This is a genomic window from Legionella sp. PATHC032 (assembly GCF_026191185.1).
Lineage (GTDB): Bacteria > Pseudomonadota > Gammaproteobacteria > Legionellales > Legionellaceae > Legionella.
This window is the reverse complement of sequence record NZ_JAPHOV010000001.1, coordinates 1,853,748-1,875,323: the sequence shown is the minus strand read 5'-3', so window position 1 is coordinate 1,875,323 and position 21,576 is coordinate 1,853,748. Positions and strand designations below refer to the sequence as shown.

Sequence of the window (21,576 nt, the reverse complement as noted above, 5' to 3'; positions counted from 1 at the left end):
TCAACACTTCAATTTTAGAATGATTTTGAAAATCTGGTTAAGATGCGAATGGATTACTTATGACTGAGAAAGATGTGTTATCACAAGAAGAGATCGATGCATTACTGGATTCAGTGGATGAGTCAATTGATGATGAAACGAATGATGAGGAATTGAACTCAGAGGATCGGCCAGCGCGTAAAAAATCAGAAGATACTACCAGTCAGGGATTAAATTCCACTTTTGATTCTGACAAAAAAGTGACAGAAGAGGGAGTCAAAACACTTAACTTTACCGGACAAGAACGTATTGTTAAAGGACAGCTTCCGGTATTAGACAAAATTTATGACAGGGCAGTTCGTCTGTTTGCAGCAGATATTTATCATTTAACGGCTAGAGATTTTGAAATTAAACAAGATCCGCTTCTTATTACAAAGCATAAGGAATTTATGAGGAGTTTACCTAATCCTAGCTTGATAAGCATCTATAAATTCAAACCTCTTCGTGGCAAAGGAATTATTTTGTTTGATAGTACCTTTGTGTATGACCTGGTCGATTATTATTTTGGCGGAAATAGCCAGTTTGGTGCTCAAAAAGATAAAACAGATTTTACTGCTACTGAACTTCGTGTTATGGAAGTCGTAACTAAAAAATTGGTAGCTAATTTAATACATGCCTGGGAACCAATCATTCAACTTGATGTAACAAAATTCAATGACGAAACAAATCCCCAATTAGTGAATATCGCTGAGCCAGAAGAAATGTTGCTTGTGGCGCGGTTCGTCTTAAATTTTGGTAAGGAAACAGGGGCTTTTTATTTTATATTACCTTACTCCATGCTTGAACCTATCAAACAGCAATTGGAGTTGGGGGCATCAAGACCTGATGATGAAATTGATCCTAACTGGATTAATTCTCTGAAAGAAGAACTCATGGACGTTGAATTGACAGTAAGTGCATCAATGGCGGAAACAGTCAGTACTCTGGGTCAAGTAATGGCTTGGAAAGTTGGAGATTTTGTGCCTTTGGAAATAAATGAAGAAGTAACCTTGGACATAGAAGGGACACCCAGCTTTACTGCAACATTAGGCAGTGCAAATGAAAAACGAGCTTTGAAAATAATTAAAATAATACGTTATTAGGGGACAAGGATGAGTCAAGTGAACGAAACCAGTACGGAACAATTAAATCAAGGAAATCCACTGAATCCAGATCCTGGCAATGAGAAATTGGAGTTAATTTTAGATATCCCTGTCTCAGTGACAGTCGAGATTGGTCGCACCAAAATGACTATTCGTAATTTACTTCAACTAAATCAGGGAGGCATCGTAGCGCTTGATCGGCTAGCTGGAGATCCACTTGATGTGCTAGTCAATGGTACTTTAGTTGCGCATGGTGAAGTTGTAGTGGTTAACGATAAATTTGGTGTCAGACTCACTGATATTGTTAGCAAGGCTGAACGAATAAAACGCCTCAAATGAAAAATAAAGTACTCCATTTGACATTTTTGAGCCTTACACTAATCAGTACAGTCGTTTGGTCATCTTCTTTAAGTTCAAACGCGATCAGCCGAGGTGAACTGATACGAATTATTTCAGGGCTCTTATTTGTTTTATTCATTATTATTTGTTTATCTTGGATAGTGAAGCGTATGCATAAAGTAAGTATTACTTCATCTAAAGGATTTCAAACTGTAGCAAGTATGATTTTAGGCCCCAAAGAAAGAGTTGTATTGCTGAAAATTGGAGACAGGTATTTATTAGTAGGCGTGGCTTCCTCTTCTATTAATCTCATATGTGATTTTGGTAATCAACTTCCCGAGGGGCTTGATGCTGATCATAAATCTTCTTTTGCCGATGTTCTGAAGTCAGCGATAGGAAAATCATAAATGAAAATTAAAAGTTGGTTACTGATTCTTATATTATTTTTCTTATTACCTGTTACAGGCCACACAGACCCTTTATCCTTTCCTATTGTCACAATGCAACCCGGAGTTAATGGCTCGCAGTCTTATAGTATCAATCTGCAAATTCTAATTTTTATGACTTTATTGACTGTTTTGCCAGGATTGCTGATGGCGATGACGTCATTTACAAGGATAATTATTGTTCTGTCAATTTTACGTCAGGCAATAGGGATGGCCCAGACGCCTACCAATCAAATATTAATAGGTATTGCTCTATTTATGACTTATTTTGTTATGTCACCTGTATTCAACAAAATTAATGAAACGGCAATACAACCCTATATGAGTGAAAGGATTGATTTTTCTCTGGCATTATCCAATGCGCAAAAGCCGCTTCGTCAGTTTATGCTGAATCAAACGAGAAAAAATGATTTATCTTTATTTGAAAAATTTGCTCATAATGTACCAAAGACTTTAGATGAGATTCCTATGAGTATTCTCATCCCGGCTTTCATTACTAGCGAGTTAAAAACAGCATTTCAGATAGGCTTTATTCTATTTTTACCCTTTTTAATTATTGATCTTGTTGTATCCAGCGTTTTGATGGCTATGGGTATGATGATGCTTTCACCATTGATTATTTCATTGCCTTTTAAAATCATGTTGTTTGTGATGGTCGATGGATGGACCTTGGTTTTGGGTTCACTTGCGTCAAGTTTTGCCCTTGCCTAGGAGGCTATATGACCCCTGAATCAGTCGTTTCGTTGTTTAGTGATAGTGTTTATATCATTTTGTTATTACTGGCGGTGTTGATATTACCGGGATTAATTGTTGGACTAATCATATCGATGTTTCAGGCTGCGACTCAAATTAATGAGACAAGTTTAAGTTTTATACCCAAGTTATTTGTTACCTTTATAGTTCTAGTTTTAGCAGGGCCTTGGTTATTAAAAACATTGATCAATTATACAGATACTTTGATAAGCAATATTCCTTATTTGATTGGATAAAAAAATGAATCTCGATTATCACGCTATTATTCGCTTAATGAGCCAATTCATTTGGCCTATGGTGCGCATTAGTGGTTTGATGCTTACAGTGCCAGTTTTATCTTCAGCACTATTACCGGCACGAATTAAAATTCTCTTTGTTCTTGCTTTAAGCTGTGTTTGTTTTTCCTATGTGCCTCACAACTTGTCTTTCGATAATTTTAATGGTCTTTATCTTGTTTATCTTGTAGAGGAATTATTGTTAGGTTTGTTAATGGGATTTGTATTGCAAATAGTATTTCAAGTATTCATTCTTGGTGGACAAATTATATCCATGCAGGCAGGTTTGGGATTTGCTGTGATGGTTGATCCAACCAGCAATGCCAGTGTTCCTTTAGTCAGTCAATTGTATTTAATGCTGACTACACTAATATTTTTAGCAATGAATGGCCATTTAGCTGTTCTCGAAACTCTAATAGAGAGTTTCAGAATAATGCCAATTAGTAAATCTTCTCTGGATCCATCAATCGTCTGGAGTGTGATTACGTTTTCAGGATGGATGTTTAAAGAAGCGGTATTGATTTCAATTCCTGCGATTTTATCTTTGCTTATTGTAAGCTTGTCTTTTGGAATTATGGCTCGGGTTGCTCCGCAATTAAATCTTTTCTCTTTAGGTTTTCCAATTACATTATTGATGGGCTTTGTCATCATAAAAGTAGGTTTGCCGGCTGTTGGGACAGAAATGGTAGAGAGCATTAAACATGGAATCCAGTTTATTACAGGAATATTGCGCTGATGGCTGATGAAGAACAATCACAAGAAAAAACGGAACAACCCTCTTCCAAGCGATTAAAAGAATCACGAAAAAAAGGGCAGGTTGCACGTTCAAAGGATTTTAATGCGACGGTAATTTTATTATTTACAGGACTTGGTTTCTTTATTTTTGGGAAGCAATTATCACTGCAAATTGCCACTATAATGCAACGGGCGTTTGATTTCGATCGAGAAATTCTTGCTACCGGGAATAATTCGTTGAACAGTTTGTTTCAGTTAGCAAAAGCCGGGATTTGGTCGGTTGTTCCTCTGTTGGCTGTTATTCTTATTTTATCTTTGCTAGCGCCATTACTTATAGGGGGATGGGTTTTTAGCGGGCAGTCCATACAGCCAAAATTTTCACGATTAAACGTACTTAAAGGGTTTAAGCGTATGATTTCTCTCAAAGGATTTGTTGAGATGCTTAAGGCTTTTTTAAAATTCGTCCTAGTGGCAAGCGCATCCATTTTAGTGCTTAGATCTCAAGTTCCATTATTGCTTGAATTGGGGAACGCGCCATTAGAAACTGCAATCACTAGTGGAGTAATGATCCTTTTAAAGTCTTTTGTGCTGATCTCTGCAAGTCTGATCTTAATTGCGGCAATAGATGTTCCATTCCAATTATATGAACATAGTAAATCGATTAAGATGACCAAGCAGGAATTAAAAGATGAATACAAAGAGACGGAAGGTAAACCTGAAGTAAAAAGCGCTATACGTCGTGCACAGCAGGAGGTTGCAAGACGACGGATGATGAGTGAAATACCTAAAGCTGATGTCATATTGACTAATCCTACGCACTATGCAGTCGCTCTTAGTTACCAAAAGAAAGGAAAAAAGGCTCCAGTGGTGATTGCCAAAGGCAAAAACCTGGTTGCTTTTCAGATATCCAAGGTTGCTAAAGAGCATAAGATCCCGATTATTTCAGTTCCTGCATTAGCTCGAGCTATTTATTTTTCAACCAAACTGAATGCAGAAATTCCTAGAGGATTGTATGTTGCAGTGGCTCAGGTGTTGGCTTATATTTTTCAACTACGTGACAAGCAACGCTATGATTATAAACCTGAAATTTTACAAAATGTACCCATTCCACCTGAACTGGCTCGTGAAGCAGAGGAGGAGATAGAATGAACAATCCGATGAATTACGTAGAATATTGGATGCGCCAAGGGTTTGGTACTCCATTAATACTGATTGTCATGATCAGCATGATGATGTTACCTCTACCTCCTTTCCTGCTGGATATATTTTTTACTTTTAATATCGCTCTTTCTTTGGTTGTTTTGTTAGCAGTTATTTATAGTGAAAGACCCTTGGATTTTGCAGTGTTTCCCACAGTGATACTTGTGGCAACTTTGTTAAGATTAGCTCTCAATGTAGCTTCTACACGAGTAGTCTTACTCAATGGTCATAATGGTACAGATGCTGCTGGTCAGGTCATAAAATCTTTTGGTGAAGTAGTGATTGGAGGTAATTACACAGTAGGTATAGTGGTATTTATTATCCTCGTCGTTATTAACTTTGTTGTAGTCACTAAAGGCGCAGGACGAGTATCTGAAGTAAGTGCGCGATTTACTTTGGATGCTTTACCTGGAAAGCAAATGGCTATAGATGCCGATCTCAATGCAGGTCTAATCAATCAGGAACAGGCAATCAAGCGTCGAACAGAAGTAGCTCAGGAAGCTGATTTTTACGGTTCAATGGATGGTGCCAGTAAATTCGTTCGAGGGGATGCCATAGCTGGAATTTTGGTTTTGATCATTAATATCGTAGGTGGATTAATAATAGGTGTTTTTCAATACAATATGAACTTAAACGACGCAGTTCATAATTATATTTTATTGACAGTCGGGGATGGTTTGGTCGCTCAAGTTCCCTCACTCTTATTGTCAACTGCAGCAGCAATCATTGTAACCAGAGTTTCTAGTGCCCAAAATATGGGGCAGGCAGTTATTTCACAAGTATTTGCAAAACCAAGATCACTCGTCATTGCAGCAGCTATTATTGGTCTGATAGGCATAATTCCTGGTATGCCCCATGTTGCATTTATTTTACTGTCAGCAGGGTTAACCGGAATGGCTTATTTATTTATCAAGCAGGAAAAGGTTAAGCGCGAGGAGCAGGATAAAGAGCAAAATGAGTTCTCGCAAGTCAGTGATTCTAAAGTGAGTGAATTATCATGGGATGATGTTAATCCAGTAGATGTAATTGGTTTGGAAGTAGGTTACCGATTAATCCCTATGGTCGATAATGCTCAGGGAGGAATATTACTTTCACGAATTAAAGGCGTCCGAAAAAAAATATCGCAAGAATTAGGGTTCTTAATTCCTTCCGTTCATGTTCGTGACAACCTGGATTTAAAGCCTAATCACTACAGATTAAGTTTGGCAGGGGTGATTATGGGTGAATCAATGATTCATCCTGATAAATGGTTAGCAATAAATCCCGGACAGGTATTTGGTGATTTAGAGGGAGTTCCAACAAGAGATCCTGCTTTTGGAATGGATGCTGTATGGATTAATGAAAATCAAAAGGAGAAAGCACACACTTTAGGTTATACAGTAGTTGATGCATCAACCGTAGTTGCTACTCATTTGAGTCTAATCCTGGAACAAAACAGTCAGCAATTACTTGGTTATGAAGAGACCCAGCAACTATTGGATAAATTAGCCATAAGTTCCCCCAAACTGGTTAAAGAGCTTGTGCCTGATGGGCTTTCTTTAGGTATGGTTAGCAAAGTGTTGCAGGGATTATTATCAGAGCATATTCCATTAACAGACATACGCACTATAGTCGAAACTTTGGCGGAATATGCGTCAAAATCAAAAGATACGGAATATTTGATTAGTCAAGTTAGAATTGCCTTATCACGCTTGATAACTCAAAAAATCAGTGGATTAAACGAAGAATTGCCGATTATTACATTAAAACCAGAGTTGGAACAATTGTTGCACAATACTGTACAAAGCGGCGGCCATGGAGGAATTAGCTTTGAGCCAGGAATGGCAGATAAAATCCAACATGCACTGATCCAGTTCGCTGCGCAACAGCAGGCAAAACAGGAAAGTTCAGTTTTGGTAGTGCAACCAAGCATACGAACGGTTTTGGCACGATTTGTGCGTACTATATCCAGTGAATTTCATGTTTTGTCTTATCAGGAAATACCTGATAACAAACAAATAAGAATAATTGGAACTATAGGTTAGTTTTAAAAGTTGCATAGGTGTTTTGAAGGCAGGAGGCATTATGAAATTAAAACGCTTTGTCGCTGCAGATACTCGCAGTGCCATGCAGCAAATAAAGGCTACTTTTGGCCCTGATGCCGTTATTTTGTCAAGTCATAACATAAAAGATGGTGTTGAAATAGTGGCTGCTATTGATTTTGATGAAACAGTAATATCAACTCAAGCTGCTGTAGCCATAGCAGAACCCCCAAGCCGAACAGAACAATATCCTGTACAAACGCCATTAGACGATATGCGGCAAGAAATTTTGACGCTGAGAGGTATGCTCGAAGCACAGCTGCGTGGAAATGTTGGTATTCATGAGCCTTTACATACGGTCATGCTGCAAAAACTCTTATATTTAGGTGTTAGTCCCAATACGGCGACAATTTGGGCCCGCTCAGTAAAGCCCGATTTGAATCAACAAAGAGCCTGGCAATTCATTTTGTCACAAGTGACAGAACAATTGCCAATTCGTGATTCAAATAGAATAGAAGAAGGTGGTATCTACGCGTTTGTTGGCCCAACTGGAGTTGGTAAAACGACAACCTTAGCCAAAATTGCAGCACGCTTTGCTTTACGCTTTGGTGCTGATAAGTTGGGTTTGGTTACTATGGATACCTACCGAATAGCGGCACAGGAACAACTAGTCCTCTATGGGAAAATTTTGGGAGTTAAGGTCAGTATCGCTCAGGATGAAGTCTCTTTGGCAAGAGTATTGCGTCAATTAAATGACAAAAAATTAATTTTGATTGATACAGCCGGTATGAATCCTGCTGATGAACGTGTATCCAAACAAATGAGTGTTTTAAGTAATTATCTGCGATCCATTGAAAAAGTTTTGGTATTACCAGCTACCAGCCATTACCAGGTATTAATCGATGCGATTAAGCGTTACCAGGCAAATCATGTGGATCAGTGCATTATTACGAAATTGGATGAGTCTCTTGCGGTAGGTGGAGCCATAAGTGCTGTTATTGAATCAAATTTAGCCCTGGGCTATTTAACCGATGGACAACGAGTTCCAGAGGATATCAAAATTGCTACACGTCACCAGCTTGTTGAGTTATTTGCGCAACAAGAACTTCAGTTATTTCAGGAGGAAAGGGACATCAGCAAATTAAATCCGAATGTTAGGAGAACGAATTATGTCGAAACTTAGCAAAGGTATTAAAGATCAGGCTTCTGGTCTTAGAAATTTGTCCCGAAAGAAACCTGTTAAAGTCATCGCTGTTTCAGCAGGTAAAGGAGGTGTGGGTAAAAGTAATATCTCGGTCAATTTAGCCATAGCGTTATCTCAACTAAATTATAGCGTTATGCTTCTGGATGCTGATTTAGGACTGGCGAATGTAGATATTATGTTGGGATTGCATACCAAATACAATTTATCTCATGTTCTTCAGGGCATATGTCATTTAAGTGATATTATTTTACATGGCCCTGCTGGTGTCAGAGTTATTCCTGCTGCTTCCGGAACAGAGTTTATGACGCAATTGAGCCCAGCGGAGCATGCAGGAATTATTGATTCATTTAATGAACTAACTGATGATTTGGACTATATGATTATCGACACTGCTGCGGGAATTTCCGAGACTGTGTTGAGTTTCACTCGTTCATCGCAAGAGTTGATTGTTGTTGTCTGTGATGAACCTACTTCTTTGACAGATGCTTATGCACTAATTAAAGTGATGAGTAAACGTTATGAGTGGACGCATTTCCACGTTCTGGCTAATATGGTTAGAAATATGAAGGATGGTCGTGACTTATTTAATAAGCTGTTTCGTGTCTCAGGGCAGTTTCTGGATGTGCAGTTAGATTATTTGGGGGCGATTCCTTTTGATGAAAACATTCATAAATCAGTAAAAAAACAAAATCCTATTTTAATCGCTTATCCTGACTCACCCGCTGCTCAAGCCTTGCGAGAATTAGCTGAAACGGTGAGTAATTGGTCATTTAAACCGTCTTTAGGTGGAAACACCAGTTTCTTTTTGGAGCGTTTGGTTGCGGGACAATTTTAAATTATTCGCTATACTTAAAATTAGCTGTACTCTGTTTGTTTTAGATTTACCAAATTACTAATAATTATAATCTGCTGTTATGGTAAGGAGAGTATCGTGGATGCTTTGGCTGCATACAGCAAAGTAAATCAACAAACCCAGGAAGCGCTGGTAAAAACACATGCCACATTGGTAAAACGCATTGCACATCATCTGCTCGGGCGATTACCGCAGAGTGTACAACTGGATGACTTGATACAATCAGGAATGCTTGGCTTGCTTGAAGCAGCAAGGCATTATGATTCATCCAAGGGGGCGTCCTTTGAAACTTATGCAGGAATACGTATCAGGGGACATATGCTTGACGAAGTAAGACGTAACGATTGGGTGCCGCGTTCTGTTTATCGCAATTCCAGAATGATTTCTGATGCTGTGCGCATATTGGAGCATAAGTTTGGGCGTGAGGCTAAGGATAATGAAATTGCTGAAGAGTTGGGTGTGTCACTAAATGATTATCATGACATGTTACAAGATTCTATTAGCAGTCATTTATATGGTTTTGACGATTTGGGAGTAACTGATGATATCTTATGTGACGATGAAGCGAATGGCTCAACTGAACCGCATAGGAATGTTATGCGTAGTGATATGATGAATCGATTAACTCAAGTGATTGATAGCCTCCCTCGTAAAGAGAGGTTGGTGCTTTCTTTGTATTATGAACAGGATTTGAATTTGAAAGAAATCGGGGAAATACTGGAGGTTAGTGAGTCACGAATTTCACAGATTCTAAGTCAAGCAACGCATCGCATTAGATCAAGATTACCGGAATAAAAAATAAGTATGGATACTTTGACATTAATAGGATTGTTGACAGGTTTTCTCGCTATTATCTTAGGCCAAATGTTTGAGGGGGGAGATTTAAATTCCTTACTTAATTTTCCGGCTTTACTGATTGTTATGGGTGGAACATTAGGAGCTGTTATGGTGCAAACTCCTTTAGCCACTTTTAAAAGAGCATTTAGAATATTACCCTGGGTCGTGAAGCCTCCTAACCATAATTTTGAAGAATGCAGAGCCACTCTCATAGAATTATCTAGAAAAGCTCGTCAACTTGGTCTTCTTTCTTTAGAAGATCGTTTGGATGTTGAAACCAATCCTTTAATTCATAAGGGTTTGGAACTGCTGGTCACTGGAGTAGACAAGCTTACTTTACGACAAGTTTTAGAATCGGAAATAGATCGAACGGAACATCAGGATTTACGTGCCGCGCATGTTTTTGAAAGTATGGGCGGGTATAGCCCCACTATAGGAATTCTAGGCGCTGTGTTGGGTTTGATTCAAGTCATGAGGAATCTTGCTGATCCCAGTCAATTAGGTTTAGGGATTGCGGTTGCTTTTGTTGCAACCATTTATGGTGTTGGCTTGGCGAATCTGTTTTTTTTACCTGTTGCTAATAAATTAAAAAGTTGTATTTCTCATAGAGTACACTTTGATGAAATGGTTGTTGAAGGCCTGGTCGCTATGGCGAGTGGCGAGAGTCCCAATATGCTGCAGTTAAAATTAAACAACTATGGGCAACACAAGCAAGATGAAATCAAAACAAAAGAAAGTTGAAGAGCATCAGGATAATCATCGATGGGTTGTATCTTACGCTGATTTTATTACGTTATTGTTTGCTTTTTTTGTTGTCATGTATGCTATTTCTTCAGTTAATGTTTCAAAATATAAATCTCTTTCAGAGGGGATGAAGTCTGCTTTTAATCAAAAAGATCAAAATAAGGCGACTCAATCAACAGATACTCTAAAAGATGGCCCTGAAGAAAAGAAGACAAAGGGATCGTTTAAAGATGGTTTGGATGATCTGAATAAATCTCTTTCTGAACTGGAAGATGGTGATTTCAAATTAAACCGACAAGAGGGATGGGTTGAGATAGATATAAAGGCAGGTTCATTATTTGATTCTGGAAGCGCTGATCTTAAACCGGAAGCGTTAATCAAACTAATGAAGTTGGCGGAGAAAATTAAGGATCTTCATTTTCCAGTGGTTGTTGAGGGATATACTGATAACGTGCCTATTGAAACGCCCCAATACCCTTCCAATTGGGAATTATCAGCCGCAAGAGCGGCTACTGTTGGTCGAATTCTAAATGGTTTTGGAATTGCCAACCATCGTATTCTGGTTACTGGATATGGTGATCAATATCCAATAACTGATAATGACACAGAAGTTGGAAGAAGCCAGAATCGAAGAGTTAATATTCTGATTACTAAAAATAGAAAAGTGGACAGAATTCTCAATCCTGATTTAAGCAGGGTACATTTTACTGTTATAAGTAATACAAACCCAGTAGAATTTAATAAAAAAGATATTGAAATTAAGGATAAAAAATGACACATATCTTTCTGTATTTAAATGCGATAATTTTTTTACTCTTGGGTAACTATTTATTCAATCAACGAAAAAATATTAGTAAATTACAGGATAAAATAGATTCTTTGGAAAAATTGGCTACCCAAGTAGTAAAAGATCATCCCATGTTGATCAATGCAGATTTATTATTTGCGAAACAACTTAATGAAATTAATCAGCAATTAATTAGTATTGAGACTCAATTACAAGAATTGGAAAACATAAGACATAACGATGGCAGTTATCAACACGCCTTGAGAATCCTGGAAATGGGCGGTACTCGTGAGGAAATTGTCAGTAGTTGTCATTTATCAAATGCTGAAGCAGAATTATTAATAAATCTTCAGGCTTATAGAACTGCATTAAAACATCAGAATTAATGTAGATAGAATCTTACTTTCGCTGTAAAATCTCCTATTTATTTTTAAAAGAGACACTGATGCTGGAAGTGAATCAAATTAATTCAAGTTTAAACGATCTTAATGAGCGCATAGAATCGCTTAGGGGGTATCTTTGACTTCGAAGGTAAAAGTGAGCGTTTGGAAGAAGTAATTCGTGAATTAGAATCATCTAATGTGTGGGACAATCCGGAACAAGCCCAGGCATTGGGACGTGAAAGAACTCAGCTGGAAACTATAGTCCACTCTTTAAGCCAATTAAGTCAATCGATCAGTGATCAGAGGGAACTGTTTGAATTGGCTCGAGAAGAAAATGATGAGCAAACCATTAATGACATTGGTGAGGAATTAAAGTCCATTGAACAACAAGTTGCCAGTTTGGAATTTAGAAGAATGTTTTCTGGCAAAATGGATCACGCCAATGCGTATCTTGATATTCAAGCTGGTTCCGGTGGTACTGAGGCGCAAGATTGGGCTGAAATGTTATTACGAATGTATTTACGTTGGGGAGAACATCACGGATTTACCACCGAATTGATAGAATGCTCTCCTGGCGAAGTGGCAGGAATTAAAAGTGCAACCATTCATTTTGCAGGTGAATACGCGTTTGGTTGGTTAAGAACCGAAACAGGTGTGCATCGTTTAGTGAGAAAGTCGCCATTTGATTCTGGTAACAGAAGGCACACTTCATTTGCAGCTGTTTTTGTTTCTCCTGAAATTGACGATGACATCGAAATTGAAATCAATCCAGCTGATTTGCGGATAGACACATACAGAGCTTCCGGGGCTGGCGGTCAGCATGTTAACCGTACTGATTCTGCAGTAAGGATTACGCATATCCCTAGTGGGATAGTAGTTCAGTGTCAGAATGATCGAAGTCAGCATAAAAATAAAGACCAGGCGTTCAAGCAATTGAGAGCGAAGCTTTATGAATTGGAAATGCAAAAGAAAAATGCAGAACAGCAAGCATTGGAGGCCAGCAAGTCTGATATTGGTTGGGGATCACAAATTCGTTCTTACGTATTAGACCAATCTCGAATAAAAGATTTGCGCACCGGTGTTGAAACCAGTAATACTCAGGCAGTATTGGATGGTTCATTAGATCAATTTATTGAAGCCAGTTTAAAGGCGGGAGTAGGGCAAGCATGAGTGAAGAACATTTACATTTAGATGAAAGTGAAGTTTATCATATTCGCAAGCAAAAATTAGCAGAATTGCGTACAGGCGGGTTTAATTTCCCGAACAAGTTTCGTCGCGAACATTTAGCTAATGCTTTGCTAAAGCAATATTCCGAAACTGAGAAAGAAACATTAGAACAAAAGCATGTGAAAGTTTCTGTTGCAGGCCGCATCGTTCTGAGAAGAATTATGGGTAAAGCCAGTTTTTTTCATATTCAGGATGTATCAGGTCGGGTGCAGGTTTATCTTCGTTCAAATGATCTTCCTGAAGTGTATGAACAGTTTAAACATTGGGATTTAGGCGATATTGTTGGTGTGCAGGGTGAGTTGTTTAAAACAAACACGGGTGAACTGACTATTAATGCAGAACATGTTGAGTTGCTAACAAAATCTTTAAGACCTCTTCCCGATAAATTTCATGGTTTGGCTGATCAGGAATTAAAATATCGTAAACGTTATGTTGACTTGATTGCAAATGAAGACAGTCGAACAACTTTTTTAATACGTTCACATTTGATTAAAGCCTTTAGAGAGTTCATGGATGATAATCATTTTCTCGAAGTAGAAACACCCATGATGCATCCAATTCCTGGAGGTGCTTTGGCTCGACCTTTCGTAACCCATCATAATACACTGGATATGACCATGTATTTGAGAATAGCCCCCGAATTGTACTTAAAACGCTTGGTTGTTGGTGGTTTTGAGCGAGTATATGAAATTAATAGAAATTTTCGTAACGAAGGGATTTCTACTCGCCATAATCCAGAATTCACGATGCTGGAGTTTTATCAGGCTTATGCCGATTACAATGATTTGATGAATTTCACTGAACAACTCTTTCATTATCTGTGTGATAAAGTCTTGGGTACTCGACAAATAGAATATCAAGGTCAGATCATTGATTTTAATAAATCTTTTGAAAGGTTGAGCGTAAAAGAAGCGATATTAAAATATCATCCTGATATCAAGACGCAGCAGCTGGAAACTGTTGAGGGATGTAGAACACTTCTTAATGATTTGGGTTTGCCTTATAAAGAAACTGATGGATTAGGTAAACTACAAATTATTGTTTTTGAGGAGACAGTGGAGCACCAATTATTTCAGCCCACCTTTATTACTGAATACCCTACAGAAATATCACCTTTAGCCAGACGTTCTGATACAAATCCGGAAGTCACTGATCGTTTTGAATTTTTTATTGCTGGCCGTGAGATTGCAAATGGATTTTCTGAGTTAAACGATGCTGAGGATCAGGCGGAGCGTTTTCGAAAGCAAGTTGAAGAAAAGGATGCAGGTGATTTGGAGGCAATGCATTTTGATAGTGATTATATTGAAGCATTGGAATATGGCTTGCCGCCCACCGCTGGTGAGGGCATTGGAATCGATCGCTTGGTGATGTTATTTACTAATTCGCAATCAATCAGAGATGTTATTTTATTTCCACATTTGAGACAGTAAATTTTAGTGATTCTTAGACAGCAATGGTTTTTTAGAACCATTGCTATGTCAAGCAAAGTATAAAATACACTCAGCTTAGATATAATTACCCATGTCTATGGAAATTACCAGTAGTACTATGGACGTGAACATTATTACCATGGGTATGTACTGGATTAGAATGAGTATGTACAGTTCCTGAGTGATGAGTATGATAGGTACCGCCAGTGTTGTAAACAGGATGCGTATGGAAAGTTGGGTTATAACCTGTAGACCAGACACTACTCCAAGGTCTGTAAGCTGGTGTGCTTGATACGGTGTATACACTACGGCTACTGCCACAGCACAGTAATAATGGAAGGAAACAGATGCCTGCTGCAGCCAGTAATGCTCCTCCTACAAATAATAATGGTGATAGAGCGGCACCTGTTGCTGCAACACCAAAACCCACCGCAGTTGTAGCAGTTGCTTTGACTACTAAAGCAGTTACTATTGCTGCTGTAGCAAGTGCTGCTGTAGCCGCTGCCATGCATTTTAATAGAAAGCTGTAATTTGTATTGTCTTCTTTTTTGTGTATTTTAGACTGCATAACTTACCTCATCTTGATTTTCAGTTAATAGAATGCATTTTTTCTGGATGTGTTGTATGTTTTAGCGATGTTGTTATTATTTTGTTGGCATAGCATTATTTCTATGCGTTTGGGATTTTACCTGATCATACCGAAATGTCACCATAAATTTGGATTTGGAAGTTGATTTGTTCTAAATTAATTCAAAAATGATGGAAACATATATAAAATTATCCAATTTGGTTAAGTTAATGACCGAGTTAGGCCATTTATTACAAAGTGAGAGATTTCTCTAAATTGCATGAGACCTTATTACATAACCTATGTCTTTCATTGTATTGCTACGGTGCAAACGTTTCTGCGGTGCTTAATTCACTGCATGTAAACCCCGTTTCTCAAAACGTTTGCGCCTTGTCCTAAAGAAAAATAGTCAGGAAATCTATTACAGAACTCCCTTACTTTGTTCGAGATAACATAATTAAACTCTATTCATCATCCCAGCTTAAAGTGCCACCGGCCTGATATTCAATAACACGCGTTTCAAAAAAGTTTTTCTCTTTTTTGAGATCCAGCATTTCACTCATCCAGGGGAATGGGTTTTCAGCACCTGGATATTGATCTGGAAGACCTATTTGGTTTAAGCGACGATTTGCAATAAAGTGCAAATATTCTTCAAACATCTCGGCATTCATTCCGAGAATTCCATGAGGCATAGTGTCTCTGGCATATTGGTATTCGAGCTCAACACCTTCCCTGATCAGTTGAATCATTTCATTCTTAAATTCAGGTGTCCATAAATGGGGATTTTCGATTTTGATTTGATTAATCACATCAATACCGAAATTCATATGCATGGATTCATCGCGTAGTATATATTGGAACTGTTCTGATGTTCCTACCATTTTGTTACGGCGTCCCATGGACAGGATTTGAGTAAATCCGACATAAAAGAAAATACCTTCAAACACGACATAAAAAGCAATGAGATCGCGTAGCAGGCGTTGATCATTTTCTGGAGTCCCTGTATGGAAGGTTTCATCACCTAAACTTTGAGTAAATGGTAGTGCCCAAACTGCTTTTCTGGATACAGACGGTATTTCTCTATACATATTAAATACTTCAGCCTCATCGAGCCCCAAACTCTCTATAATGTATTGATAAGCATGAGTGTGTAACGCTTCTTCAAAAGCTTGCCTTAGAAGATATTGTCGACACTCAGGATTAGTAATATGTCTGTAAACAGCAAGAACCAGATTATTCGCAACGAGTGAATCAGCGGTTGAGAAAAATCCCAAATTACGTTTAATGATTAAGCGCTCATCTTCGGTAAGACCATAAGGGTCCTTCCATAAGGCAACATCGGCACTCATGCTGATTTCATTGGGCATCCAATGATTGGCACAAGCTGTCAAGTATTTATCCCAAGCCCATTTGTATTTGAAGGGCACCAATTGATTTAAGTCAGCACGACAATTAATGATTTGCTTATCATCGACATGAATACGTGCCGCCCCCATTTCTAAAGTTTCGAGCCCTGTCGCGCCCATAATAGGAGTTACGACAATTTCTTGAGTATCATTGTAGTTCATAAATTTCTCCTGATTATTGGCAAGCCTCGCAGTCTGGATCAGTAATAGAACAGGCCTTTGGTTCGGTATCTATTAATTTGACTGCGTTAAGTGCTCCGTCGGTAACAGTGGATTTTTCAGCATTACTTGCGCCTAGACTACGTAAGTAGTAAGTGGTTTTTAATCCACGAATCCAAGCATGCATATAAAGCTGATCCAGTTTTTTACCAGAAGGTTGGGCCATATAGATATTCAAGGATTGGGCTTGATCTATCCATTTTTGACGGCGCGACGCGGCTTCAACCAACCACATAGGGTCAATTTCAAAGGAAGTGGCATAACGTCTTTTCAGTTCATCTGGAATTCGACTGATAGGCTGTACACTGCCATTAAAATATTTTAGATCATTAACCATGACTTCATCCCAAAGGTTCAGCGCTTTTAAATCCGAGACCAAATAAGGATTCACTACGGTAAATTCACCCGACAAATTGGATTTGACGTAAAGGTTCTGATAAGTTGGTTCAATAGATTGTGATACACCACAGATGTTAGATATTGTGGCTGTAGGTGCAATAGCCATAACATTTGAGTTACGCATACCTTGTGTGCGAACTTTAACTCGTAATGGTTCCCAATCCAGTTTTTGTGATCGGTCTTGCTCCAGATATTTATTACGGGATTGTTGCAAGAGGTTAATTGAATCGACAGGTAATATGCCTTTGCTCCATAGAGAACCCTCATAGGTTGAGTAGCTACCTCGTTCTTTAGCAAGGTCGCAAGAGGCATCGATTGCATAGTAGCTGATGAGTTCCATGGAAGAGTCAGCAAACTCAATGGCTTCTTTGGATGCGTAATCCATTTTTAATTCGTATAGCGCATCCTGAAAGCCCATGATACCTAGACCGATCGGTCGATGTTGCAAGTTGGAATGACGAGCTTGGGGTACAGAGTAATAATTAATATCAATAACATTGTCCAACATACGGACAGCTGTTGAGATTGTACGCTTGAGTTTTTGTTCATCCAGTTTACCATTTTTAATATGTGCTGGAAGATTGATACTGCCTAAATTGCATACAGCAATTTCTTCTTCAGAAGTATTTAGAGTAATCTCAGTGCATAAATTAGAGCTGTGTATTACCCCAACATGTTGTTGTGGTGATCGTAAATTGCAGGGGTCTTTGAATGTTAGCCATGGATGACCAGTTTCAAAAAGCATGGAAAGCATTCTACGCCATAGTTTGACAGCTGAAATGGTTTTTGTATTTCTAATAATACCTTGTCGGGCTTTTTCTTCATATTCAACATAGAGAGCTTCAAACGCTTTACCATATTGATCATGTAAATCGGGTACTTCATCAGGTGAAAATAAAGTCCAATTGCCATCTTCACGCACACGCTTCATAAACAAATCAGGTACCCAGAGGGCGGTATTCATGTCGTGAGTACGGCGGCGATCATCCCCGGTATTTTTTCTTAACTCCAGAAATTCCTCTACATCTCTGTGCCAGCACTCCAGGTAAGCGCAGACAGCTCCCTTGCGTTTACCACCCTGATTCACCGCTACAGCAGTGGCATCAGCAACATTCAGGAAAGGAACTACGCCTTGAGATTTACCGTTGGTTCCCTTGATATGAGCGCCCATAGCTCGTACTGGAGTCCAGTCATTACCTAGTCCTCCAGCATATTTGGAGAGAAGGGCATTGTCTTTTATAGCACTATAAATACCATCCAAATGATCGGGTACTGTTGTTAAATAGCAACTGGATAACTGCGGCCTTACTGTTCCTGAGTTAAATAAGGTTGGAGTGGAAGACATATAATCAAACGAAGAGAGTAACTGATAAAACTCTATGGCTTTCTCTTCTTTATGTTGTTCGCGAAGAGCAAGTCCCATGGCTACTCGCATGAAAAAAGCCTGGGGAAGTTCATATCTTACTCCGCGCTCATGAATAAAATAACGATCATATAAAGTTTGTAAACTCAAATAGGTGAACTTCATATCTCGTTCGGGAAGAAGGGCTTGACTAAGCTTATCCAAGTCGAAGTCAGTCATCTTGGGGTCAAGCATACCTTGGGCAATCCCTTGCTCTATGTAGGATTTGAAATAAACTGGATAAATTTGAGCCATTTCATCAAATGTAGCTTCTGATTTGATGTTGAGTTTGGTCAGTGCTTCAGAACGTAAACTGTCTAGTAACAAACGCGCGCTGACATAAGTGTAATTAGGTTCTTTTTCAACCAATGCACGCGCTGACATAATCAAGGCTTTATGAACGTCCTCATATTTGGCTTGGTTATAAAGATTACGTAAGGCATCTTTAATAACAGGTTCTGCTTTGACGTTGCTGAGGTCACGACATGATTCTTTGACGATAGTATTGACTCTATCCATATCTAATGGCTGTACTTCTCCATTAGGCATAGTTATTAATAAATGCTTACTGTCTTTTGGTTTTTGTTTCGATTCTGATTCGCGTGCTTTGCGGCGTTCTTCTCTATATAAAACATAAGAGCGAGCTACTTTATAATGTCCGCTGCGCATAAGAGCAAGTTCAACTTGATCCTGAATCTCTTCAATATGAATAGCCCCACCACTAGGCAAACGACGTTTAAATACCTGGGTGATTTGTCTGGTTAGCTCTTCGATTTGCTGGTGAATTCGATCAGAAGTTGGAGCTGTACCACCTTCGTCGGCAATAAAGGCTTTGGTAATAGCAATTTTGATTTTAGTATCATCATAAACGACTACCTTGCCATTTCGTTTTATCGTTTTAAGCGTGCCTGGGACATTAGCAGTCAATTCCAGTTGATTTGTTAGCGGTATATCCTTTACCGGCTCAAGAATTTCGGACATTTTTCCTCCACGAAATATATTTTGGCAATTCATTGTTTCAGTAAATCCAACATGTTTTACGAACTTGTTTAAGGCGATCCTGGTTTCGTTGAAACTATGATTTGCTCCTGTTTTTACGACAGTCAAGAGAAGCTTTTATTTACTGTTACCATAATTATAGCAAAAAACCCAATATATAGGGTGTTTTAGGGGTTTTTATAACAAGATAATGTGTTTTTTTGCTTTGGTCAATAGGATAATCTGGGATTATTCTGTGGATAAGTTGTGGGTTAAAACACTCTGCGAGGGTTAAATTTATGAGAAATAATATTTAATAAGCCAATTATAGGCAGCATGAATAGAAATAAAATTTTTTCTACTATTTTAAACGCAATTTTATAGATTCCTGTTGATAATGCATAACGACGGCTAAATTTCTCAAAAAAAGGCCACTTATAAATTTTAAAACCGGATTCTTCTTTATATCCCAAAAAAAAATTGCCAGTAAAATATCCGTAATATTGGAAAAATTTTTTAGGATAAAAAACATACGTAGCGGCGGATGACGCATCAAGATATTCTGTGTAATGCCAACAATTTCTAGGCATGAACAACATATCGCCTTTCTCAAGTAGAACTTGATATCCTTCAGCCTGCTTCAGTCTGGGGTATTGTTGAATTAAAACATCCAGGGGCAGAGTGAAGTCAATCAAAGAATCCCCGATAAAGGGGAGTTTGTAAAGGTTATCACTTTGTTTTCTGGTAAACAGCAAGACTTGTTTCTTCCCGCTCAAACATAAATGAAGATTGCAACAATGTTCTCGGTCAAAATGCATTTCTGAAATAGCCCCTTGGCCTCCAAAAAAATAAGCCACTTTTTTTGTTTCTCTAAAATACCTTGGTCTAAAAGGAATTTTTTGCCAAAGTGGCACATGCTTTTCTATCTCCCTAGAGCGTTCCCTAGACAAAATTTGTCCAAAAATACGAATTGGTTTGTTGTTTTTTATTTGCTTGATGACTTCAGCAAAATTACCGGCCTGAAAATCAACACATCGCTTGTTTTCAAAGGTACAATAAGTGGTTTTGGCCTGGGTGAGCTGTTCAAAATAATCCAGTGAAAATTGGTTGGTAAAATCAGGTATTTTAATTAAGATGGGTTCTTTAGATTCATACAAGATATGCTTAAGGATTTCCTCCTCACCATAATTGTAGATGATTGTTCTGATTTTTTTTAATTTCATCAAATTACCTGTTGAATAGAGTAATTTATAAATATTTTTTATTCCAATAATTTATATTATATCATTAAAAAATCATGACTTGATTGTGATTTATGTCTACGAATGATATAGAGAATTCGGGATTATGGATCTGGCAAAAATGAAGGCTGAATTTGAAAAGGGGCTTCTTCAGGTTGCTTGGGTTGCATGAATTAAATTCTATAAGGAGTTTGAATCCAATCAATTATAAGTGGCTTGCCTTAGATGATACTAAATTTTCTTAACTATGATCGCATCACTGACATTAGAGAAACCATGTACATTGAGTTGGAAGCTATCAATCTTGGCATATAATTGACTTGAGCTTCCGCCATCCAAATTGATTGCGTCACTACAGGATAATGGAGGAGCTCTCATAATTTGAGCTAATTGTCTGGTTGACATGGCGGCATTTGTTGTAACTAATATAATCACTTTGCCTTCGTCGGTGATCCCTAAAGCTGTTCTGTCAGCAACCCCGGCTTTAAGAGAAGGAATGTTTCCCCTGATTAATAATCTGGGTCCGCTTTGAATAGCAAAATCAATGTTACTGTCATAATGAAAATTGCGTATGTTAGTAATACGAGGCTTATTATCCTTAACATAAAAAATGCCCCACCAGCTAATGCGTTTTAAGGGATTTTCCTGTTTTTTGTTGTTAATCCTAAGCCCTAGAGGATTGAATTCATGATCAAAAAAACCGCCATTTATACTGAGTAAAGCTTTGCTGTGTTCGGCAAATTGATCAACGGATGCATTTTTTTGAGCAAGGTTTTTGGCTGTCACTAGTGCTATCTGATTTTTATTAAGATCGATACGAAATACATGAATGTGAGACCACGGATTTAACAAGCCACCTTCGAGATCTTGATATTCAATACCTGGAGTAAGTTCTTGCCAATGACTGGCAGAACAGGAAGTAAAAGGAATTACAATGGCAATTGCTAAAATAAGCAAGTACCATAAATTCAATCTGTTTGCAGGATAAACATTGGTTTGCGAAGACAT

Annotated in this window: 21 protein-coding genes; 16 read left to right on the top strand and 5 right to left on the bottom strand. The window is 38.2% G+C overall.

Going from position 1 to position 21,576, the window contains the following annotated elements:
• Positions 1 to 59: 59 nt before the first annotated feature.
• The 16 genes from fliM to lysS all read left to right on the top strand — a co-directional run bounded on the left by fliM (position 60) and on the right by lysS (position 14,355).
• Positions 60 to 1,121, top strand: coding sequence for a flagellar motor switch protein FliM (fliM, locus tag OQJ02_RS08445; RefSeq protein WP_265718759.1), 1,062 nt, complete (start codon positions 60 to 62; stop codon positions 1,119 to 1,121).
• Positions 1,122 to 1,130: 9 nt separating this feature from the next.
• Positions 1,131 to 1,460 (top strand): flagellar motor switch protein FliN, encoded by a 330-nt coding sequence (gene fliN / locus OQJ02_RS08440; RefSeq protein WP_265718758.1) that lies wholly within the window; start codon positions 1,131 to 1,133, stop codon positions 1,458 to 1,460.
• Complete coding sequence (gene fliO / locus OQJ02_RS08435; protein ID WP_265718757.1) at positions 1,457 to 1,867, top strand: flagellar biosynthetic protein FliO; 411 nt, start codon at positions 1,457 to 1,459, stop codon at positions 1,865 to 1,867. Before fliN ends, fliO begins: the two co-directional genes overlap by 4 nt.
• Positions 1,868 to 2,617, top strand: coding sequence for a flagellar type III secretion system pore protein FliP (gene fliP / locus OQJ02_RS08430; RefSeq protein WP_265718756.1), 750 nt, complete (start codon positions 1,868 to 1,870; stop codon positions 2,615 to 2,617).
• Between the two features lie 8 nt (positions 2,618 to 2,625).
• Positions 2,626 to 2,895: a flagellar biosynthesis protein FliQ gene (gene fliQ / locus OQJ02_RS08425; RefSeq protein WP_265718755.1), complete on the top strand. Its 270-nt coding sequence runs from the start codon at positions 2,626 to 2,628 to the stop codon at positions 2,893 to 2,895.
• A 4-nt stretch (positions 2,896 to 2,899) separates the two neighbouring features.
• Positions 2,900 to 3,670, top strand: a complete 771-nt coding sequence (fliR, locus tag OQJ02_RS08420; RefSeq protein ID WP_265718754.1) for a flagellar biosynthetic protein FliR — start codon at positions 2,900 to 2,902, stop codon at positions 3,668 to 3,670.
• Positions 3,670 to 4,818, top strand: coding sequence for a flagellar biosynthesis protein FlhB (flhB, locus tag OQJ02_RS08415; protein WP_265718753.1), 1,149 nt, complete (start codon positions 3,670 to 3,672; stop codon positions 4,816 to 4,818). Before fliR ends, flhB begins: the two co-directional genes overlap by 1 nt.
• A complete protein-coding gene (flhA, locus tag OQJ02_RS08410) occupies positions 4,815 to 6,893 on the top strand; it encodes a flagellar biosynthesis protein FlhA (protein ID WP_265718752.1) in 2,079 nt (692 codons plus the stop codon). Before flhB ends, flhA begins: the two co-directional genes overlap by 4 nt.
• 40 nt (positions 6,894 to 6,933) lie before the next feature.
• Positions 6,934 to 8,073, top strand: coding sequence for a flagellar biosynthesis protein FlhF (flhF, locus tag OQJ02_RS08405; protein WP_265718751.1), 1,140 nt, complete (start codon positions 6,934 to 6,936; stop codon positions 8,071 to 8,073).
• Positions 8,060 to 8,929, top strand: coding sequence for a MinD/ParA family protein (locus OQJ02_RS08400; protein ID WP_265718750.1), 870 nt, complete (start codon positions 8,060 to 8,062; stop codon positions 8,927 to 8,929). Before flhF ends, OQJ02_RS08400 begins: the two co-directional genes overlap by 14 nt.
• Before the next feature lie 96 nt (positions 8,930 to 9,025).
• Positions 9,026 to 9,742, top strand: coding sequence for an RNA polymerase sigma factor FliA (locus tag OQJ02_RS08395; RefSeq protein ID WP_265718749.1), 717 nt, complete (start codon positions 9,026 to 9,028; stop codon positions 9,740 to 9,742).
• Positions 9,743 to 9,751: 9 nt separating this feature from the next.
• Positions 9,752 to 10,525 (top strand): flagellar motor protein, encoded by a 774-nt coding sequence (locus OQJ02_RS08390; protein ID WP_265718748.1) that lies wholly within the window; start codon positions 9,752 to 9,754, stop codon positions 10,523 to 10,525.
• Positions 10,500 to 11,303, top strand: a complete 804-nt coding sequence (gene motD, locus OQJ02_RS08385; RefSeq protein ID WP_265718747.1) for a flagellar motor protein MotD — start codon at positions 10,500 to 10,502, stop codon at positions 11,301 to 11,303. Before OQJ02_RS08390 ends, motD begins: the two co-directional genes overlap by 26 nt.
• Positions 11,300 to 11,701 carry a DUF2802 domain-containing protein gene (locus OQJ02_RS08380; RefSeq protein WP_265718746.1) on the top strand — a complete coding sequence of 134 codons (402 nt, stop codon included), beginning with the start codon at positions 11,300 to 11,302 and terminating at the stop codon, positions 11,699 to 11,701. Before motD ends, OQJ02_RS08380 begins: the two co-directional genes overlap by 4 nt.
• A gap of 59 nt (positions 11,702 to 11,760) precedes the next feature.
• Positions 11,761 to 12,868 (top strand): peptide chain release factor 2 gene (gene prfB, locus OQJ02_RS08375; RefSeq protein ID WP_265718745.1). Its coding sequence is split into 2 segments (ribosomal slippage): positions 11,761 to 11,835 and positions 11,837 to 12,868, totalling 1,107 coding nucleotides; the frame shifts between segments, so codons are not numbered across the junction.
• Positions 12,865 to 14,355 (top strand): lysine--tRNA ligase, encoded by a 1,491-nt coding sequence (lysS, locus tag OQJ02_RS08370; protein WP_265718744.1) that lies wholly within the window; start codon positions 12,865 to 12,867, stop codon positions 14,353 to 14,355. The genes prfB and lysS overlap by 4 nt, the downstream gene beginning before the upstream one ends.
• 85 nt (positions 14,356 to 14,440) lie before the next feature.
• Here lysS and OQJ02_RS08365 read toward each other — a convergent pair whose 3' ends face one another.
• The 5 genes from OQJ02_RS08365 to OQJ02_RS08345 form a co-directional block, all read right to left on the bottom strand.
• Positions 14,441 to 14,923: a hypothetical protein gene (locus OQJ02_RS08365; protein ID WP_265718743.1), complete on the bottom strand. Its 483-nt coding sequence runs from the start codon at positions 14,921 to 14,923 to the stop codon at positions 14,441 to 14,443.
• 464 nt (positions 14,924 to 15,387) lie between these two features.
• Positions 15,388 to 16,491, bottom strand: coding sequence for a ribonucleotide-diphosphate reductase subunit beta (locus tag OQJ02_RS08360; RefSeq protein ID WP_265718742.1), 1,104 nt, complete (start codon positions 16,489 to 16,491; stop codon positions 15,388 to 15,390).
• 13 nt (positions 16,492 to 16,504) lie between these two features.
• Positions 16,505 to 19,330, bottom strand: a complete 2,826-nt coding sequence (locus OQJ02_RS08355; protein WP_265718741.1) for a ribonucleoside-diphosphate reductase subunit alpha — start codon at positions 19,328 to 19,330, stop codon at positions 16,505 to 16,507.
• 269 nt (positions 19,331 to 19,599) lie between these two features.
• Positions 19,600 to 20,550 (bottom strand): cupin-like domain-containing protein, encoded by a 951-nt coding sequence (locus tag OQJ02_RS08350; protein ID WP_265718740.1) that lies wholly within the window; start codon positions 20,548 to 20,550, stop codon positions 19,600 to 19,602.
• A 249-nt stretch (positions 20,551 to 20,799) separates the two neighbouring features.
• Positions 20,800 to 21,576 carry a phosphodiester glycosidase family protein gene (locus tag OQJ02_RS08345; protein WP_265718739.1) on the bottom strand — a complete coding sequence of 259 codons (777 nt, stop codon included), beginning with the start codon at positions 21,574 to 21,576 and terminating at the stop codon, positions 20,800 to 20,802.

Bases quoted from the DNA above. Each gene is read 5' to 3' on its own strand.
- OQJ02_RS08390 (WP_265718748.1), top strand. From the start codon at position 9,752: ATGGATACTTTGACATTAATAGGATTGTTGACAGGTTTTCTCGCTATT.
- OQJ02_RS08355 (WP_265718741.1), bottom strand. From the start codon at position 19,330: ATGTCCGAAATTCTTGAGCCGGTAAAGGATATACCGCTAACAAATCAA.
- fliP (WP_265718756.1), top strand. From the start codon at position 1,868: ATGAAAATTAAAAGTTGGTTACTGATTCTTATATTATTTTTCTTATTA.
- OQJ02_RS08360 (WP_265718742.1), bottom strand. From the start codon at position 16,491: ATGAACTACAATGATACTCAAGAAATTGTCGTAACTCCTATTATGGGC.
- OQJ02_RS08380 (WP_265718746.1), top strand. From the start codon at position 11,300: ATGACACATATCTTTCTGTATTTAAATGCGATAATTTTTTTACTCTTG.
- flhA (WP_265718752.1), top strand. From the start codon at position 4,815: ATGAACAATCCGATGAATTACGTAGAATATTGGATGCGCCAAGGGTTT.
- OQJ02_RS08350 (WP_265718740.1), bottom strand. From the start codon at position 20,550: ATGAAATTAAAAAAAATCAGAACAATCATCTACAATTATGGTGAGGAG.
- flhF (WP_265718751.1), top strand. From the start codon at position 6,934: ATGAAATTAAAACGCTTTGTCGCTGCAGATACTCGCAGTGCCATGCAG.
- fliQ (WP_265718755.1), top strand. From the start codon at position 2,626: ATGACCCCTGAATCAGTCGTTTCGTTGTTTAGTGATAGTGTTTATATC.
- motD (WP_265718747.1), top strand. From the start codon at position 10,500: ATGAAATCAAAACAAAAGAAAGTTGAAGAGCATCAGGATAATCATCGA.
- fliO (WP_265718757.1), top strand. From the start codon at position 1,457: ATGAAAAATAAAGTACTCCATTTGACATTTTTGAGCCTTACACTAATC.
- fliR (WP_265718754.1), top strand. From the start codon at position 2,900: ATGAATCTCGATTATCACGCTATTATTCGCTTAATGAGCCAATTCATT.
- lysS (WP_265718744.1), top strand. From the start codon at position 12,865: ATGAGTGAAGAACATTTACATTTAGATGAAAGTGAAGTTTATCATATT.
- OQJ02_RS08345 (WP_265718739.1), bottom strand. From the start codon at position 21,576: ATGTCTTCGCAAACCAATGTTTATCCTGCAAACAGATTGAATTTATGG.
- OQJ02_RS08365 (WP_265718743.1), bottom strand. From the start codon at position 14,923: ATGCAGTCTAAAATACACAAAAAAGAAGACAATACAAATTACAGCTTT.
- flhB (WP_265718753.1), top strand. From the start codon at position 3,670: ATGGCTGATGAAGAACAATCACAAGAAAAAACGGAACAACCCTCTTCC.
- fliN (WP_265718758.1), top strand. From the start codon at position 1,131: ATGAGTCAAGTGAACGAAACCAGTACGGAACAATTAAATCAAGGAAAT.
- fliM (WP_265718759.1), top strand. From the start codon at position 60: ATGACTGAGAAAGATGTGTTATCACAAGAAGAGATCGATGCATTACTG.
- OQJ02_RS08400 (WP_265718750.1), top strand. From the start codon at position 8,060: ATGTCGAAACTTAGCAAAGGTATTAAAGATCAGGCTTCTGGTCTTAGA.